Source organism: Pseudoclavibacter sp. AY1H1 (assembly GCF_002931055.1).
In the GTDB taxonomy this organism is placed as follows: Bacteria; Actinomycetota; Actinomycetes; order Actinomycetales; family Microbacteriaceae; genus Pseudoclavibacter.
On record NZ_PSXX01000010.1, the window covers coordinates 12,793 to 28,241 of the forward strand.

16 protein-coding genes and 1 pseudogene are annotated in these 15,449 nt (G+C 64.4%); 4 read left to right on the forward strand and 13 right to left on the reverse strand.

Annotated elements, in window-relative coordinates:
• Positions 1–37 precede the first annotated feature (37 nt).
• The 4 genes and pseudogenes from C5E05_RS14525 to C5E05_RS14540 form a co-directional block, all read right to left on the reverse strand.
• Positions 38–1,279: an MFS transporter gene (locus tag C5E05_RS14525; protein WP_104342330.1), complete on the reverse strand. Its 1,242-nt coding sequence runs from the start codon at positions 1,277–1,279 to the stop codon at positions 38–40.
• 41 nt (positions 1,280–1,320) lie between these two features.
• A pseudogene (locus C5E05_RS14530) lies at positions 1,321–1,480 on the reverse strand (IS110 family transposase); the annotation flags it as partial.
• A 216-nt stretch (positions 1,481–1,696) separates the two neighbouring features.
• Positions 1,697–2,038, reverse strand: a complete 342-nt coding sequence (locus C5E05_RS14535; RefSeq protein WP_146081129.1) for a hypothetical protein — start codon at positions 2,036–2,038, stop codon at positions 1,697–1,699.
• Positions 2,039–2,204: 166 nt separating this feature from the next.
• Entirely contained in the window at positions 2,205–3,131 is a 927-nt protein-coding gene (locus C5E05_RS14540; protein WP_219819549.1) for a LysR family transcriptional regulator, read from the reverse strand.
• 300 nt (positions 3,132–3,431) lie between these two features.
• Here C5E05_RS14540 and C5E05_RS14545 point away from each other — a divergent pair, with 300 nt between their 5' ends.
• The gene (locus C5E05_RS14545) at positions 3,432–3,770 is read left to right on the forward strand and encodes a DapH/DapD/GlmU-related protein (protein ID WP_258064887.1); all 339 of its coding nucleotides are present in this window, start codon (positions 3,432–3,434) and stop codon (positions 3,768–3,770) included.
• A 127-nt stretch (positions 3,771–3,897) separates the two neighbouring features.
• Here C5E05_RS14545 and C5E05_RS14550 read toward each other — a convergent pair whose 3' ends face one another.
• Both C5E05_RS14550 and C5E05_RS14555 read right to left on the reverse strand, forming a co-directional pair.
• Positions 3,898–4,935, reverse strand: coding sequence for a hypothetical protein (locus C5E05_RS14550; RefSeq protein WP_104342333.1), 1,038 nt, complete (start codon positions 4,933–4,935; stop codon positions 3,898–3,900).
• 299 nt (positions 4,936–5,234) lie between these two features.
• Positions 5,235–6,611, reverse strand: coding sequence for a hypothetical protein (locus C5E05_RS14555; RefSeq protein WP_146081130.1), 1,377 nt, complete (start codon positions 6,609–6,611; stop codon positions 5,235–5,237).
• Between the two features lie 123 nt (positions 6,612–6,734).
• Between C5E05_RS14555 and C5E05_RS19875 the strand changes: the two genes are divergently transcribed.
• Entirely contained in the window at positions 6,735–7,289 is a 555-nt protein-coding gene (locus tag C5E05_RS19875; RefSeq protein WP_146081131.1) for a hypothetical protein, read from the forward strand.
• A 5-nt stretch (positions 7,290–7,294) separates the two neighbouring features.
• On the opposite strand, the gene C5E05_RS14560 is transcribed toward C5E05_RS19875, so the two are convergent.
• The 5 genes from C5E05_RS14560 to C5E05_RS14575 form a co-directional block, all read right to left on the reverse strand.
• Positions 7,295–7,714 carry a hypothetical protein gene (locus C5E05_RS14560; protein ID WP_104342335.1) on the reverse strand — a complete coding sequence of 140 codons (420 nt, stop codon included), beginning with the start codon at positions 7,712–7,714 and terminating at the stop codon, positions 7,295–7,297.
• A gap of 232 nt (positions 7,715–7,946) precedes the next feature.
• On the reverse strand, positions 7,947–8,726 hold the full coding sequence (locus tag C5E05_RS19880; RefSeq protein ID WP_146081132.1) for a hypothetical protein: 780 nt from the start codon (positions 8,724–8,726) through the stop codon (positions 7,947–7,949).
• A 677-nt stretch (positions 8,727–9,403) separates the two neighbouring features.
• Positions 9,404–9,769: a GNAT family N-acetyltransferase gene (locus tag C5E05_RS19885; protein ID WP_146081133.1), complete on the reverse strand. Its 366-nt coding sequence runs from the start codon at positions 9,767–9,769 to the stop codon at positions 9,404–9,406.
• 174 nt (positions 9,770–9,943) lie between these two features.
• Positions 9,944–10,471 (reverse strand): hypothetical protein, encoded by a 528-nt coding sequence (locus tag C5E05_RS14570; RefSeq protein ID WP_258064888.1) that lies wholly within the window; start codon positions 10,469–10,471, stop codon positions 9,944–9,946.
• 2 nt (positions 10,472–10,473) lie between these two features.
• Positions 10,474–10,896 carry a PadR family transcriptional regulator gene (locus C5E05_RS14575; RefSeq protein WP_308471903.1) on the reverse strand — a complete coding sequence of 141 codons (423 nt, stop codon included), beginning with the start codon at positions 10,894–10,896 and terminating at the stop codon, positions 10,474–10,476.
• On the opposite strand from C5E05_RS14575, the gene C5E05_RS14580 reads away from it, so the two are divergent.
• Both C5E05_RS14580 and C5E05_RS14585 read left to right on the forward strand, forming a co-directional pair.
• Entirely contained in the window at positions 10,856–10,957 is a 102-nt protein-coding gene (locus tag C5E05_RS14580) for a helix-turn-helix domain-containing protein (protein ID WP_258064054.1), read from the forward strand. The genes C5E05_RS14575 and C5E05_RS14580 overlap by 41 nt on opposite strands.
• A gap of 99 nt (positions 10,958–11,056) precedes the next feature.
• Positions 11,057–11,605, forward strand: a complete 549-nt coding sequence (locus tag C5E05_RS14585; protein ID WP_104342338.1) for a recombinase family protein — start codon at positions 11,057–11,059, stop codon at positions 11,603–11,605.
• A gap of 268 nt (positions 11,606–11,873) precedes the next feature.
• Here C5E05_RS14585 and C5E05_RS14590 read toward each other — a convergent pair whose 3' ends face one another.
• Both C5E05_RS14590 and C5E05_RS14595 read right to left on the reverse strand, forming a co-directional pair.
• A complete protein-coding gene (locus C5E05_RS14590) occupies positions 11,874–13,421 on the reverse strand; it encodes a glycoside hydrolase family 1 protein (protein WP_104307815.1) in 1,548 nt (515 codons plus the stop codon).
• On the reverse strand, positions 13,418–15,370 hold the full coding sequence (locus C5E05_RS14595; RefSeq protein WP_104301498.1) for a beta-glucoside-specific PTS transporter subunit IIABC: 1,953 nt from the start codon (positions 15,368–15,370) through the stop codon (positions 13,418–13,420). The genes C5E05_RS14590 and C5E05_RS14595 overlap by 4 nt, the downstream gene beginning before the upstream one ends.
• Between the last annotated feature and the right edge of the window lie 79 nt (positions 15,371–15,449).

Here is a 15,449-nt window from a genome sequence, read left to right on the forward strand (position 1 = left end):
TCGCAACGAACCGGGTAGCTGACGAGCGCGGGCGTCTTCAGCGCTGCGAGGTCGAGTTCTCGGAGCTCGATCGCGGTGCGACTGCGACGTCGGAGCCCTCCTGCCGCGGTGCCCCGCGGCCGACCCGCCAGCTCGCGACGGCGGCGACGGCGACGAGGGCCAGCACGGCGATGAGCGCGGACCTCAGCCCGAAGTCCTCGCCGAGGAAGCCGAGCGCGGGTGGACCGACGAGGAACGCGATGTACCCGAGCGTCGCGGCGAACGCGACACGTGCATCCGGCCGGTTGCCCGAGGCACCAGCGGCGGAGAGCGCCACGGGGAAGCCGAGTGCCGTGCCGAGGCCCCACAGGATCGCGGCGCAGGCGGCGACCGCCTGGTTGTCGACGAAGATGATGAGCGCCAACCCCGCCGCGCCGATCAGCGCGCTCGCGCACAGCACCGCGGGCCGTCCGAAGCGGTCGACGAACGAGCCGCCCACGAACCGTCCGACGGTCATCGACAGGGCAAAGACTGCGAAGATGCCGGAGCCCCAGGCCGCGTCGAAGCCGTGTCCGTCGACCATGACCAGAGGGAGCCAGTCGTTGGCGCTGCCCTCCGCCATGGCAAGCGCGAGCACGATGACGCCGATCAGCAGCAGCGTCCTGTCGCGCCAGAGCGGACTGCTGGTTGGCGCATCTTCCTTGTCGGTGCTCGCCTCGAGCGCCGCCCTGCCGGTAGCCCGGGGAAGGAGGCGGATGGAGGCGACGAGCCCCACCGCGACGACCACGGCGGCGAAGCTGAGGTGCGCCAGGATGGGGAAGGACGTGGCGGTCGCGACGATGCCGCCGACTGCGCCGATGGTGGTGCCGAGGCTGAAGAAGCCGTGCATGGCGGGCAGCGTCGATTTGCCGAGCTGCCGCTCCACGTCAGCCCCCTCGATGTTGAGCGCCACCTCTGCGCCGCCCATGCCGAGGCCGAAGAGGGCGAGCCCGAGGGCCACGACGATGCCGGAGGCCAGCGCCGCACCCGCCCCGATCGTCAGCGCGCTCGCCGCGACGAGGGTCACGCCGACGGCGATGACCGGGCGCGCGCCGAACCTGCTGACGAGCCGGCCCGAGCTGAGGATGCCGACCATCGACCCGACCGACAGGCCGAAGAGGATCAGCCCCATCTCCGCGGTCGACGCGCCGAGCGCATCCCGGACGTCGGGGGTGCGGGTCACCCAGGATGCGATCGTGATGCCCGGCAGGAAGAAGAGCACGAACAGCGCGAAGCGGCGGCGCTGGGGGGAAGCGGGCAATTGGGGTCCGTTTCAGATGGGGGGGTGTCCCTATGGTCTTGTCAAGCGGCAGGAGCCATAGGTGGCTGGTAGATGGTGCCGTCTCGGAGTATTGCGCAGAGAACGTCGCAGCGTCGTCTCGCGAGAGTTCACGAGTGCTTGGTTGTGGCGTTTGCCTTGCCCTCGTTGCCGGTTGTAGTACGACCCTGAAACTGGGTCTCTGAAAGTGGTGCGGATGCGGTCTTGTGGATTTCAGGAATCGCTCGAAACTGATCGTTTATGACGGTGACTGGACCGAGATCGCAGGCCATGGGTCGCTCCCGCTTCGACCAGACGGCTCGGGTCTATGGGGCGAGTGATGTCAGCTGCTGACCTCCAGCGCCAGAGCCTGGATGCCCGAGCCGCTGCCGGAACCGGTCAGTGACCGCCGTCCTGCTGTCAGTCAATGGAACCGCGTTCGCCGAGCGCGACTGCGGCTTGACAGATCTCCACGACTACGTCGGGGCCGTCGAAGGCCTGGCTCGGGTTCACGTCTTCCCCCTCGTTGGCCGCGTGGATGATGAACGTCTCGCTGATGAGCCGGTTGCCCACGAGTCCCGTCTTGCGAGAGACGACGTTTCCCGTCACCTCGATCTTGCCGATTGCCCCGGAGGACCACTTCACCTCGCAGTACGTTGGCCTCACGAGATAGCCACCCTTGGAGGTCTCGAAATCGGCCGCGTCGTGCAGGCGGTACGAGATCGTGGTCATCCGCTTCGGGCTGTCTAGACGGACGGTCATCAGCTTGCTCCTCGGCGTCGCGCTCGGCTCGTTCCCACAAGCGTGGCCCGGCAGCTGCTCCCCCGCAAACGATCGTTTGCGGCACGCTTGATGCCGGAGCCTCGAACGTGCCGCCGGAAACGATGCTCAGAATCAGCATTCGGCAGACGTTTTCGGCGGTCACGGGTCAGGAGTCGGGGCTCCGTGATGGTGCCCATGTCGTGCTTGACGCTGGTGGCCGGTGCTGTTCGCGCATGTAGTCGAGGAACGCTGTGAGAACAGGATGACGGTTGTCAGCTCGCCAGAGGATCGAGTGCGGGTAGGTCGGCGTTGGATCGATGATCGGTATCCGTCGCAGATCGTACGACTCGGGCCAGAGGTAGCGCGATCCTTCGCCAACGAGCGTTGAGAGGTTCGCGGATTCGGCAAGTTCATCGAGCAGCGAGTCGACGCCGGAGCTTGGCCCCATGGTGTCGATTTGTAGGCCGAACTCGTTGCTGAGTTCTGCGTAGTAGTCGCCCCACTCGGTGTTTGCGCGCATGCCGGGCATCCAAATCCGAAACGGTCGGAGATCCGCGAGCGTGACGGTGGTGGAGTCGGCGAGCGGGTGTCGTGGCCCGACGAGCAGCTGGTGGTGATCCTCGATCACTCGTCCGGCGCGGATCGCTGTTGGGATGCGGATTGTGGAGTCCGTGAGGGCTCGGAAGGTCGCGTCTATGGTGCCGTCGAGGACTGCGGTGATCGCCGCGGCTGTGTCTGCGTCGGGGAGCGTGACAACGTCCAGTGTGACTTCGGGCTGCAAGCGGCGAAACCTCCACAGCTCCGTCGCGGGTGCCGTCCTGGTGTTCAGGACGTCGACGCGGAACTCGCGGTTCTCTTTCTGCACCGATCCCTCTGCACGCGAGGCTGCCTTGAGGAGGTCGCGCGCGTGCGGGAGGAAGACCTGTCCATCGACGCTCAGCCGCGCGCGCCGTGTCGAGCGATCGAGCAGGCTAACCCCAAGGGCGCGTTCGAGTTTCGCGACCCTCTTCGACACTGCTTGGTGAGTGAGTCCCAGGTCGTCACCCGCCGCCTGGAATTGCTCGGCATCCGCGACCGCGACGAAGGTGCGCACCGCCTCAAGATCCATCCCTCAACCCTAGACACAACGAATGGTTGTGCGACACGACGCTCAGCGGTTGTTTGTCTCGTTGACCAGGCGCTGATTGGCTTTAGGAAGTCCACGGAGTTTTGTTCAAGGGAGTGTTTCATGGGGTTTGCTGCGTGAGTTCAGCGAGCGATTCGGATGACGGAGCAGCTCAAGACGCTGCCTTACTCGTGACAGGAGGAGGTTCGAGCGACGTGGGGTGACCTCACTGGGCAGCCGGTCGACGAATCCTTCAACCTCTTCCCGCCCGTCTACACCGACCACGGCGTGAACATTCGGATAGGTGAGAACGTGTTCATCAATCAGGGATGCCGGCTCAACGACATCGGCGGGATCGAGATCGGCGACGATGTGATGCTCGGCCCGAACGTGAGCCTCCTAACCTCGGGACATCCTGTTGATCCCGCCCGTCGGCGCACGGAGATCACATCCGCGCCGATTCGGATCGGCAAGAACGTCTGGATCGGAGCTTCAGCGCTCATCATGCAGGGCGTTACGATCGGCGACGATGCTGCGGTCGCGGCCGGAGCAGTCGTCACGCACGATGTGGCCGCGCGCACGGTCGTCGGCGGAGTCTCGGCGACCGTGATTAAGAGCCTCGACTAACCCATGAGCGCGGATTGTTCTAGGCCCGCCGCAAACGATCGCTTCCGGCTGATGCGCACGAATCACGGTTGGTGGTTCACCGGAACCGATCACCGATTATGAGCCTGCGGGGTGGCAATCGTGCGTGTCAGCGAGCGCCTAGGAATTTAGAGCCGAGCACGTGCTCAAGCACCTGGTTCATGAAGCGAACGGCCTCTTCCGCGTCGTCTTGTTCGATCCGCGTGTCGAGGCCGTGGACGGCGGTGTGGCGTAGCTTGTTGAGCGCCATCGCTGCATCCGAAACTTCAGGAGAATCTGCTAGGCGATTCGCAACGGTGAGACCTCGACCGCCGCAGGCGGCCTCGATCGCGAGCCGGGCCGAGAGCACAGCCTCGCGGTATCGCCCATCGCGGAGGTGCGTTGCTGCGGTTCGTGCGTGTGCGGTGGCTGCTGTTTCTTCGTCCACAATTCTGAACGCGTCGCGGTAGGCGGTGTCTGTTGTCGGACCGATGATGTAACTGAGTTTGCTGTCGTCTTCGTACCGGATCACGTCGTACGTGTCGACAGTCGTGCCACCTGACACCAGCACATAGTCGCGGTGTCCATCCTTCTCGTAGAGGTTCGCGAGGAGCTGGTCACTTCCGGTGGCCTGTGGGCTGGTGAGGAAGGCGATCAGGTGGTCCTTGGTTTTGCCGTACATCTCGACCTTGCGTCCCGTCCCCTTCTCGCGGAGGCGGAGACCCGGCCCACCGTCCTCATCGGAGTACTTCTCGATGAAGCACCACACAGAGGTCGGCGGGGAGACGACGGCCGCGGTCTGGATGCGCACCGTCACACCAAAGTTTTGATCGAACCAGAAGCACACCTCCTTCGAGTTCTGATCAACGATCGGAGCGGCGATAGCGATGTGCTCGTCGCGGCCGGCTGGCTTTGTCAGGCCATGCCCGTGGGAGTAGCACTCTGCCATCAGTGTCGCGAGGGGAGTGATCTGGTGCATGAGTGGGTCGTCCGAGAGAACTCGAATGATTCGACGGGTGACCTTCTCCCTCAAGCGAAGGTCAGGTTTCCCGTCGGGGCGTTCAAACGACTCCACGTAGGCTCTGACCACACCCGTGCTCTGTGCACGCCACGCAGCGATCTTGACCGCATGCGACGCGCGACGCGCCCGTGAGATCGACGGTGCCATGGTTCTCCCTCATTTGCAATTTCTTCGGCTTGGATGCTCAGGTCAGGTGCCCGCGCACATGTTCAAGCAGTGCCAGCTCGGCGTCCCGTGGCCAGTATCCGGCAAGCTGAGAAAAGCGGGTTGCGCTCTCCCCGGTACAGACGGAACGAGCCGGTACACCTGCCAAGCGATATCAGCAGCGGCCTCGAAGTCGGTCACGGCCGCACTCTAGTTCGGGGCAGGCCAACCGCGCTGCGGAGGAACCAACTAAAGGGCAGTGCGTCTCACCGGCCAGAGGCCGGACGGCCGTAACCGCTGGTTTACGGACGGCCTCGGTAGTGCGAGACGATCTCCGTCGTGCTCGACACGAGGTGACCGGCGGGGGAGACCTGCTTGCGTAACCCGTCCTCTTCGAAGACGTGTGCGGCTCCTGGGAATGCCTCGAAGGGAAGCGGATTGAGCGCATTCGGATTGTGGAAGACGGTGAAGCCGTCGGTCCAGTCTTCCTCATAACCGGGAGTCACCATCTGCGAAAAGACTTCTTCAACACCCGTGTTGTCTTTCGAGAAGCGTCGCCCTTCGTGCTTCACGGCCACACTCGGATCACCCATGCCTGCCGCGATCCCCAATCGGTTGAACTTGGTCAGTGTTCCAGCCGCGTTGAATGCGACAGCGCTGACGTGCTCCGAGTCGGGCAGCTTGAAGAAGCCCGAAGGGAACTCCTTCGTACCCCACTTGATTTGAGCAACCGGCACTTCAACCCTCTGTATCTTGCCCTTGCTCTCCACGTCTTCGATGCGCACGCCGTACAGGTATTCGTAGAGGGCCGATTGGGTCCAAGTCATAGAGAGAGGATGGTGGAAGTCCTGGATCGCGATGACGAACGGGATAGTCAGATCCAAGCCCTCGCGGGTCCAGTACCCCTTATCGTTCAACTTCTCCCACAGTCGCCCCGAGAACCGAGTCGGCAGGTAGTTGTGCACGTACTCGAAGATGTCTTCCTCGGTCGTGGGGGGCGGCACCACCTGATTGGCAGGCGGAGGGTTCGAGGTGGTTGCTTCCACATAGAAATCGCCAACGATGCCTCGTGCCAAGAAGTCAGGCGCAGGCTTGGGCTGCTCTACGCGGTGGCCCGCCTCTCTCAGCACGGCCCACAAATAGAGTTCCCAGACCCGCGCATCGAAGCCGGTCGTCTGAAACTGCTCGATGTAGGAGCCGTCCTGGTTCTCGTACCAGCGCATAGCGACCTCGATCAGCCGCTTTGCCGCGATGGCACTCGGGCTGTCGCGAAGGTACTTAAAACGTTCGTGCAACTTGTTCTCATTCGCCACCTTCGCGAAGAAGTCCAGTGAAGGCTTCTCGTCGCCCTTTGCTCGCTCGTTGTCGTAGTCGTTGTGAACACGAGCCATGCTCGCCGCAGTCCGTTCTACGGCCTCACGGATGCTCGTGTGGTCTTGGAGGATGTTCACGCCGCGATACCGCCCAGCGAGGTCCGGAGCCAGGATGGCGCTGTGTAAGTCCATGTCGGTGAGGTCCAGAAAGATCGTCCCGAAGACCCGTGCGGGCTCGATCTCCAGCCACTCAACTTCTTTGATCGGCGGCAACCCTCCAGGTCCGCGCGCCCAAACCACATGAGCTTTGAACCGCTGCTCGGACACGGCTCGAATCTCGTCGGGCTCTACTTCTTTGTTCCCCACCGGGACCCCCTTGTTGGTCACCTCAGGCTAGCGGTGGGTTGGGCCACCTGTTGGTCGTGCCCCGTACTTCGTCCTGTGCCTGTTCCAAAACGATCGATTCTGGCAGCCCGGCAGCATGCGGGCATGCCTTCCACCGCTCGGACTCGACTCGACATCGTTCTCGCAGACGTCGACGCGCACATCGCTCACGCTCGCTCATTTGCGGCCGGCAGACGGGGAGCCCCCGCGGCGGTTGCGGGCGTGAAGAGGCCGGGGCGTCCGTTCACGCGAGCAGCGACGGTGCTGCTCGCTGGCGCTATGGAGGGCTATGTTGAGGCGGTTGCTCTTGAGACCGCAGGAGCTATGTCCTTCTCGCCCCAGCAGCTGTCGGACTTCAAGCGTCAGGTCGACATGAGCCATGGCGTCACGGTCCGCCATTTGCATCAAATCACGGCGGTCATTGGCCTACCATTTGTGGCCGATGAAATCGGATGGAACGGTCTTTCACAGGGAGGCGTCCGCCAGCTTTTGGTCGATCTATCGTCTCGTCGAAACAAGATTGCTCACGGCGCGGCCCCAGACGAAGCTCGGGTAAGTGACGTTGAAAGATGGCGCAAACTGTGTGTTCGATTCGCGGATGAGTTAGACAAGAAGTGCGCCGCCGCGGTTCAGGTGAAGACCGGGGCTCTACCGTGGTGAGCTGACTAGTTCAATCCATGAGCTCGAGCGATGATGTCAGCTTCGGCGCTGTAGCCGCGGGCGCGTAGCTCTCGCACGAAAACATCCATCGGCGGGGTGGATGCCATGTAGGGGTGCCCGCACGGGCCGTCATAGAGCCCACCTCCAGGTCCGTCATAGAGGCCCCCACCCGGCGAGGTGTCGAGGCCACCCCCGTTGTAGGTGTCGAGGCCACCCCCGTTGTATGTGTCGAGACCGCCCCCGTTGTACGTGTCAAGACCGCCCCCGTTGTACGTGTCAAGACCGCCCCCGTTGTACGTGTCAAGGCCACCCCCGTTGTACATATCGGCACCGCCGCCGTTGTAGGGGTCAAGGCCACCCCCTGGTCCTCCATAGAGGCCCCCGCCGGGCCCGTTGTAGCGGTCTCTAGGCCATTTCTTCGCCATGGTCTTTCCTCTCAAGCCGGAGTGATGCAGCTGGTAAGGGCCAGCGCGCTCGTTGTACCACATAGAAGCACATCGCCGTCGGGGACCACAGGACCTGCACACCAATGAGTGCGGAACAGTTTGCTGAGCACTGTTAGTTGCACGGCTCTTCTAGCATCTCGCGTGGCTGCGCCCGAAACGATTGGGTTCGGCGCGTCTCTGGCTCCACGTCGACTACAGGACCACGCGGAAATTAAGCAGCGTTCGCGATGACCCGGAACGTGACGTAGGCCGACTCAGCGTAACCAGGAAGAAACTCGCCGGTTGCTTCTTCGGAAGCGATAGGGAGACCGGAGCCGGACACCAACTCGTACGTCGCCAGGGGCAGCCCTTCCGGGTGTCGGTTGCTTTCGAGTTGCGCCGAGTCGGGCACAACGGTCAAGGTGAAGTCGTCCCGCGACCAGAACTCCGCTCCGTCCCAGATCCGCGCTGGGAACGTTTGGTCGGAGGACAGAGTTGCCATCACGCCGATGCGATGGGCTGTGCAGTCTGGCAGGTTGAAGTTCAAGACGACATCCTTGGCGACCTGATCGGCGGGACCGTCGAGACTCAGGTAAGCGCGCACAAAGTACTCTGCACCTGGCTCGATCTCCATTTCGTCGTACCAGACCTGCTCCCCCGAGCTCATGGCAGGTCTGATCCCAACCCAATTGCGCTCATCACCCAGACCTTCGTTCTCGTAGGTGGAATTGAACGTCAAAGAGTCGGGGTAGGCAGTGTCTGTGAAGATGGCCCGTTCGGGACCCCAGCCGACAGGCAGATCCGTTTCGGAACTGGGCCCGCAGAGGTCCTGCCCATCGACTTTAGCTTCGGCTACTGGCTCAGCGCTGCCGGCTGTGCCGTTCACTCGAGTGCTGTCACCGTTAGCTGACAAGGTCGCGATCAGCGCAGCGACACCTAGGACAGCAGTCACGATGACGCCAGTGCGAGTCCAGTGTGGAGCGCCCGAGCCCCAGCGAGAGTTTGTCTCCATGAGGGAAGTATGCCTGGTGTGGCGCAACAGCGTGGTGGTTGAGTGCAACGCAATGCCCAATTCGAGGACACGTGGCGCACGTGCCCGAAATCCGATGCAAGCGCCCGTTCGTTTGGCAGGCGATATCACTCACCGTTGAAGACACGAGATCTACTGTCGCGTTCCACGCTCCGCCCGTGTCGAGGAATTATGCGCCAGAATCGATCGTTTGTAGGGGAGAGGTTGAGTCGGACGCCGTCATCGTCGACACGCCGCGTCGGGGTCGCCCGAAACTGTGCACCGAAACTCATGCTGCCCGCAACCTGCTAGCCAACATTTTTGGGTCGCTGGGTCCGATTGCTGTGAATCACGGTGGTAGGTGTCATGGTTTCAGCGCCGTTTAGCGTCCGATGAGTAGGGCCTCCCGCGTGGCGTCAACGGATTAGGGGGCGAGCGCGTCCCTTCGGACGGGTCGGTATTCGTCGGCGAACCCGATGCGGCTGTATAGCGGGCGGTAGCGCGCAGGCGTTTCTCGATGCCGGGCGTTCGAGCATCCGCGAGATGCTCGGCGTTACGGATCTTCATAGACGGCGGCTGAGAGAGACCGGGCCACCGCCAACGAAGCCCATCGCGCGGTACATCGGTTCGGCCGTAGAGCTTACGTGCAGCTCTACGACGCCGGCATCGCGTTTCTTGAATCAGCAGAGGAGTTCGGTGACAGCAGCCCGCGCCAATCCGCGCCGGCGCATTTCAGGATCGGTCGCTACCCACTCAACATATCCGGCAGATGTCCCACGGCGACGAGGGATTGGAAAGGTCGTTTGAACGCGGCCGACCGCCACAGCGGCGACGTCGCCCGAGTTCGAGGGGCGGTCGACAACGAACGCCATAACGTCGCCTCCGAGACGTTCCGAGAGGTTCGACTCCGCCGCGCGCATGCACTCAGGATCGACTGGCGGTCGGACAGCGGCATATTCCTCGGCCATGTCGGCATACATGCCGTTTACGAGCCGAATGATGCCGGGGACGTCTTGGTTCCTGGCGATACGGGCGATGGAAGTCACGGGACAAACGGTACTTTTGTGAATCACAGCCGCAAATGTCGCCGTGATCACGGCGATGTATGTCCTGTCTCATGCGTGAGTCAATTCGCCTCGTGGCGGCGCAGTGACGCCGATCTCTGTCATCGACCTTGGGGAGTGGTGGTTGTCCCCGCCATCACCGATTGATCCTTCGATCTACTCGGTGGTCGTTCTGTCGCGACGGAATAGGCGCCAGACCCTTGCGCCGACGAGCAGGAAGATGGCGATGATGACGATGGGCACGACGAGCCATTCCCATCCCCCCGACCACCCAATGCCGAAGCCCTGATCATTCGAGAACGCGTTGACGGGCACGAAGAAGAAGGTTGCCTCCGCCTTCATCGGTGCAACGCTATCCACCACTGCCAGCATGCCCCCGGCGAACGAGAGGAACACGACCCAGTACGTGCCGAGCGCTGCCGCGGCAGTCAACGTGCCGATTGACCAGAGCGGCCGCATCCATCCTCCCTCGCCATAGCGTGCTGCAAGTGTTCGCGGGGCACCCAGGTCGGCAATTACCGCTTGCACCGGCCGCCCATCCGTGTCAATCTCGTCGCGCAGCGTTCTCAGGATGCGCCTACGCTCGGAGGCAGAGACGACTCCCTCGAGGTGCCAGTCCAGACGAAGCAAGTACATGGATGCGCGCATGGATGTCGAATGTTTGGCTTGAGTGAAGTGTGACATGCTCATTCCTTTTCGAGTTCGATGGCTTCGGACACGGCCGTAGCAGTTTGCTCCCACTGATGTCGGGCGACCGCGAGTGCAATTGCGCCTGCATCCGTCAGCGCGAAGTACTTACGAGGCGGGCCACTCGGCGACGACCTGGAGAACGTCGTGACGAGAGAGTCCCGTTCGAGCCGGTTCAGGACGGGATATACCAACCCCGTACTGACTTCGAGGTCGAGCGCCGTCAAGCGCTCGACCAACTCATACCCGTAGGACTCCTCCTGCTGAATAAGTTGCAGAACTACCAACGGGAGCACTGCGCGCGTCAGTTGCGCATCCTGTCGAGCTTGTATACGAGACACGCTAGTAGTGAAGCATGAATAGCGAGAGCCTGGCAAGCTGATTCTCGAATGCGGCCACACCGTGCAGGAAATTGCCGACACGTTCGGGGTGTCCCGGCCCACGATCTATCGGCACTTGGCCGAGCACGTCGAGCGGGCCTGACAAGGGATCATGGCGCACCTCAGCGACCGGCAGAAAGCCGAGCTCGTGCGCCAACACCAGGACGGCGTGCCGTGAACGCGTTTTGCGGAGCACTCCGGCGTGGCGGTGCGGACTCTGCGACGCTGGGCCCCGCAGTGTCTGGAGGCCACTCGACCCGGCGCCGGAACGGGCACCGCCAAGCGGCCGCAGGGGCTCGCCTGCCTCGACTATCTGCGCGAGGGTGACACCCTCGTCGTGCGCCGTCTCGACCGCATCGCGGGTAGCGAGACGATGGCCATTCAGGCCATCAGTGAGCTGCACGATCGCGGCATCAACATCAAGAGTCTCACTGAGCCCAACATCGACACGACCACGCCGATGGGGCGCGCATTGTTCGGCATCGTCGCCGTTTTCGCGCAGCTCCGCGTGGACACGATCCGGGAGAACACACAGCGCGGGCTCGCGCACGCGCGAGCCCAGGGCCGCGTCGGCGGCCGCCCGTCCGTGATGACGCCCGAGCGCGCAGAGCAGGCGCTGAACATGCGCGCCCAAGGGCACAGCATCCAGCGCATCGCGACCGTGCTCGGCGTCGGCAGCTCGTCCGTTTCGCGTGCGCTCGGTCGCGCCGCCGAAGACGCCAAGCTCGACGGCACGCAGCTCTCCGCGTAAGCGGCCTGCCCGCTTCTTCCCCGTCCTCCCAATACCTGCTGCCCCTCGATGGGAGAGGCCGCGGCCCAGGGTGCGGCTTGCCGCATCGCATGCGACGCGGAACGCTCTTGACGAGGGCCCCTCGCGTGACAGAATCTGCGCATTGGGGGACGGGGAGTGGCTTCGAGCGTATCGCCCGGCTGGCCGATGCCGCGCGGCAGAAGAGGGCCGCCATGCACGCATGGCGGCCCTCTCGGGACGAACGGCCGTGGTCACTGGCCGGTGTTGCCTACGCGCCGGTTGCGGGCAGCGCCTCGAGCGTGGCGCCGTTCGAGGCGATGAGCTCCCGATACCAGTGGAAGCTGTCCTTCCGCACGCGGTCGCCGCTGCCGGCGCCCTCGTCGTCGAGGTCGACGTAGATGACCCCGTACCGCTTCGTCATCTGCGACGTGGAGGCGCTGACGATGTCGAGTCCGCCCCACGACGTGTAGCCGAGCAGGTCGACGCCGTCCTCGATGGCCTCCCGAACCTGCTGCAGGTGCTGGCGGAAATAGTCGATCCGGTACTCGTCGTGCACGGCCCGGTCGTCGCCGGACCCTTCGAGCACATCCGTCGCCCCGAGGCCGTTCTCGACGATGAACAGCGGCACCTGGTAGCGGTCCCACAGGTCGTTGAGCACAAACCGCAGGCCCTCGGGGTCGAGGTGCCAGCCCCATTCGGTGGTCTGCAGGTGGGGGTTCTTGATCGTCGAGAACAGGTTGCCGCCCGTTGCGCCGTACTGCTCGGGGCTCACGGAGGAGACGAGGCTCATGTAGTAGCTGAACGAGATGAAGTCGACCGTGTTGGCGGCGAGGAGCGCCTCGTCGCCCGGCTCCATGGCGACGTGGATGCCCGTGTCGCGCCAGAAGCGCCGCACGGTTCCCGAGTACCGGCCGCGCACCTGCACGTCGGTGTGGAACAGGTTCATGTTGTTGTCCCACTGGGCCCGCACGATGTCGGCGGGCGCCGAGGTGGCCGGGTAGTGGGCCATGCGGGCGAGCATGCAGCCGACCTGCGCATCCGGGGCGATCTCGCGGGCGGCCTTCGTGGCGAGGGCGCTCGCGACGAACTGGTGGTGCAGCGCCTGGTAGCCGACCTGGCGTGGGTCGACGCCGTCCTCGGGTTCGCGCTCGATGATGCCGCCGCCCGTGTACGGCTCGATGAGGGTCGTGTTGATCTCGTTGAACGTGAGCCAGTAGCGCACGAGTCCCCGGTACCGCGTGAGGATGGTCCTCGCGTACGTCTCGAAGAGGCCGACGACGGCGCGGTTCGACCATCCGCCGTACTCGGTGACGAGGTGCAGGGGCATCTCGTAGTGCGACATCGTGACGACCGGTTCGATGCCGCGCTCGCGGAGGCGCGTGAAGAGACGCTCGTAGAAGAGGAGGCCTTCCTCGTTGGGCTGGGCGTCGTCGCCGTTGGGGAAGATGCGCGACCAGGCGATCGACATGCGCAGCGACTTCAGGCCGAGCTCCGCGAAGAGCTCGACGTCGCCCTCCCAGCGGTTGTAGAAGTCGCTTGCCGAGCGCTTGGGGTAGCCGGCAGCGCCCGGGGTGGCGATGGCTTCGGCGATCTGCGCATCCGTCGCCTTCATGAGCGAGGTGATGTCGACGTAGTCGCCGGTCTTGCGGAAGGGGATGACGTCGGCCTGCGAGAGGCCCTTGCCGTCTTGGTCGAAGCCACCCTCGACCTGGTTCGCGGCGAACGCAGTTCCCCAGAGGAATCCCTCGGGGAAGGCGCCGGAGGCTCCGTGCGGGCTCGGGTCGGTTGCGGTGCGCTGCTCCGTGGTGCGGGTCATGCGGTTGCCTCCTTGTGGCTGGCCTCGGCGTCGATGGTGGAGAGGACGTGCATGAGCGCGTCGCCGTTCCCGCGCGTGCCGGGAGTACCCGGCACGATCGAGCGCAGGCCGAGGTTGGTGATGACGATGACCGTCACGGTGTCGTTGGTGGCGCTGACAGCGTCGAGGTCGACGTCGATGAGCGGGTCGCCGATGGTGACGCGGTCGCCTTCCGCGACGTGCGCCTCGAAGCCGCGGCCCTGCAGGGAGACCGTGTCGATGCCGATGTGGATGAGCACTTCGGTGCCCTGGTCGCTGCGGATGGCGACGGCGTGCTTGGTCGGGAAGACGGTGACGACTTCTCCCGTGACGGGCGACGTGACGTGACCGCTGGTCGGGCGGATGGCGGCGCCGTCGCCGACGAGACGCTGCGAGAACGTCTTGTCTGGCACGTCGTCGAGGGGGATGAGCTCGCCTGCCATGGGGGAGGCGATGAGCTCGCCGCTCGAGGGCGCGAGGGGTGCATCCGTCGTCGAGGCGGCGCTGGCTGCGGTGGCTGCGGCCGCCGGCTTCTCGTGCGCCGCGACGGTCTGGGAGGCCTTGGCGAGGATTGACTCGTCGATGCCGAGGATGGCGGAGACGACGGTCGAGACGATGAACGCGAGGACGATGCCGAGGATCGCCCACCCGAAGGTGGCTCCGACGAGGCCCGGCAGGCCGGGGAGGCCGCCGTTGCCGGCGAGCACGTAGGCCTGCACGCCGAAGCCGAGCGAGATGGCGCCGCCGACGCCGGCTCCCGCCATGGAGGCGATGAGGGGGCGGCGCAGCGGGAGTGCGAGTCCGTAGAGGGCTGGCTCGGTGACGCCCATGAGGGCCGTGAAGGTCGTCGAGAGGGAGAGTGCCTTGATCTGCGCGTTCTTGGCGCGGAGGAAGACGCCGAAGACTGCACCGGCGGTCGCGAAGGTCTGCACGTAGGTGAGGGGCAGGAACTTGTCGTAGCCGAGGGTGGCGAGGTTCTGCAGGATGAACGGGACGAGCGCGTAGTGCATCCCGGTCATGATGATGAGCGGGAGCAGCGCGCCGATCACGAAGCCGGCGGGTGCGCCGCCGTTGTCGAGCGCCCAGTTGATGCCGCCCGCGACGCCGTTGCCGACGAAGGTGCCGAGCGGGCCGAGGGCGACGAGCGTGATCGGGACAACCGTGACGAGCGTGAGCATTGGCACGAAGGTCAGCTTCAGGAACGACGGGATGATCTTCGTGAAGAGGCGCTCAGCCCACGACATGAGGTAGACGCCCAGGAGCACCGGGATGACGGAGTACGCGTAGGAGACCGACGTGACCGTGACCCCGAGGAGCGCGACCGGCTCGCCGGCGCTGAGCATGGTCGTGAGCGCCGGGTAGACGAGCACCGCGCCGAGGGATGCCGCGACGTAGGGGTTCGCGTTGAGCTTCCGCGCTGCCGAGACGGCGACGACGATCGGCAGGAAGAAGAAGACCGCGTCGGCGATGGCCGAGAAGATGAGGAACGTCTGCGAGCTCGGGTCGACCCAGCCGAACGCGTTGATGAGGGCGAGCACACCCTTGAGGAGGCCCGCGCCGGCGATGGCCGGGAGGATGGGGGCGAAGACGCCGGAGATGAAGTCGAAGAAGCGGGTGTGCAGCTTCTGCTTGCCGCCCTTGGTGCCGGCGGATGCATCCGCTGCCCCTTCCTCGGAGCTCGCGAGGCGCGGCAGCTCGGCGACGATCGCCTTGTGCACCAGCGGCACGTCGTTGCCGATGATGACCTGGTACTGCGAGCCGGCGTCGTTGACGCCGACGACGGGCCCGATCGCGGTGAGCGCGGCCTGGTCTGCCTTGGTGTTGTCCTTCAGGCCGAAGCGCAGGCGGGTGACGCAGTGGTAGAGCGAGGAGATGTTCTCTTCGCCGCCGACCGCGGCGATGATCGCTGCGGCGTCTTTCTCATACTTCATGGGGTGTCTCCTGGTTGGGGAGAATCCCGGCTTCACGCGGTTGCCCTCACGCTGCGGTGGATTCTTGGGGTGTTGAAAA

Coding starts and splice junctions, on each gene's coding strand:
- C5E05_RS14570 (WP_258064888.1), bottom strand. CDS start 10,471: ATGTCACACTTCACTCAAGCCAAACATTCGACATCCATGCGCGCATCC.
- C5E05_RS19875 (WP_146081131.1), top strand. CDS start 6,735: ATGCCTTCCACCGCTCGGACTCGACTCGACATCGTTCTCGCAGACGTC.
- C5E05_RS14590 (WP_104307815.1), bottom strand. CDS start 13,421: ATGACCCGCACCACGGAGCAGCGCACCGCAACCGACCCGAGCCCGCAC.
- C5E05_RS14535 (WP_146081129.1), bottom strand. CDS start 2,038: ATGACCGTCCGTCTAGACAGCCCGAAGCGGATGACCACGATCTCGTAC.
- C5E05_RS14550 (WP_104342333.1), bottom strand. CDS start 4,935: ATGGCACCGTCGATCTCACGGGCGCGTCGCGCGTCGCATGCGGTCAAG.
- C5E05_RS19880 (WP_146081132.1), bottom strand. CDS start 8,726: ATGGAGACAAACTCTCGCTGGGGCTCGGGCGCTCCACACTGGACTCGC.
- C5E05_RS14560 (WP_104342335.1), bottom strand. CDS start 7,714: ATGGCGAAGAAATGGCCTAGAGACCGCTACAACGGGCCCGGCGGGGGC.
- C5E05_RS14595 (WP_104301498.1), bottom strand. CDS start 15,370: ATGAAGTATGAGAAAGACGCCGCAGCGATCATCGCCGCGGTCGGCGGC.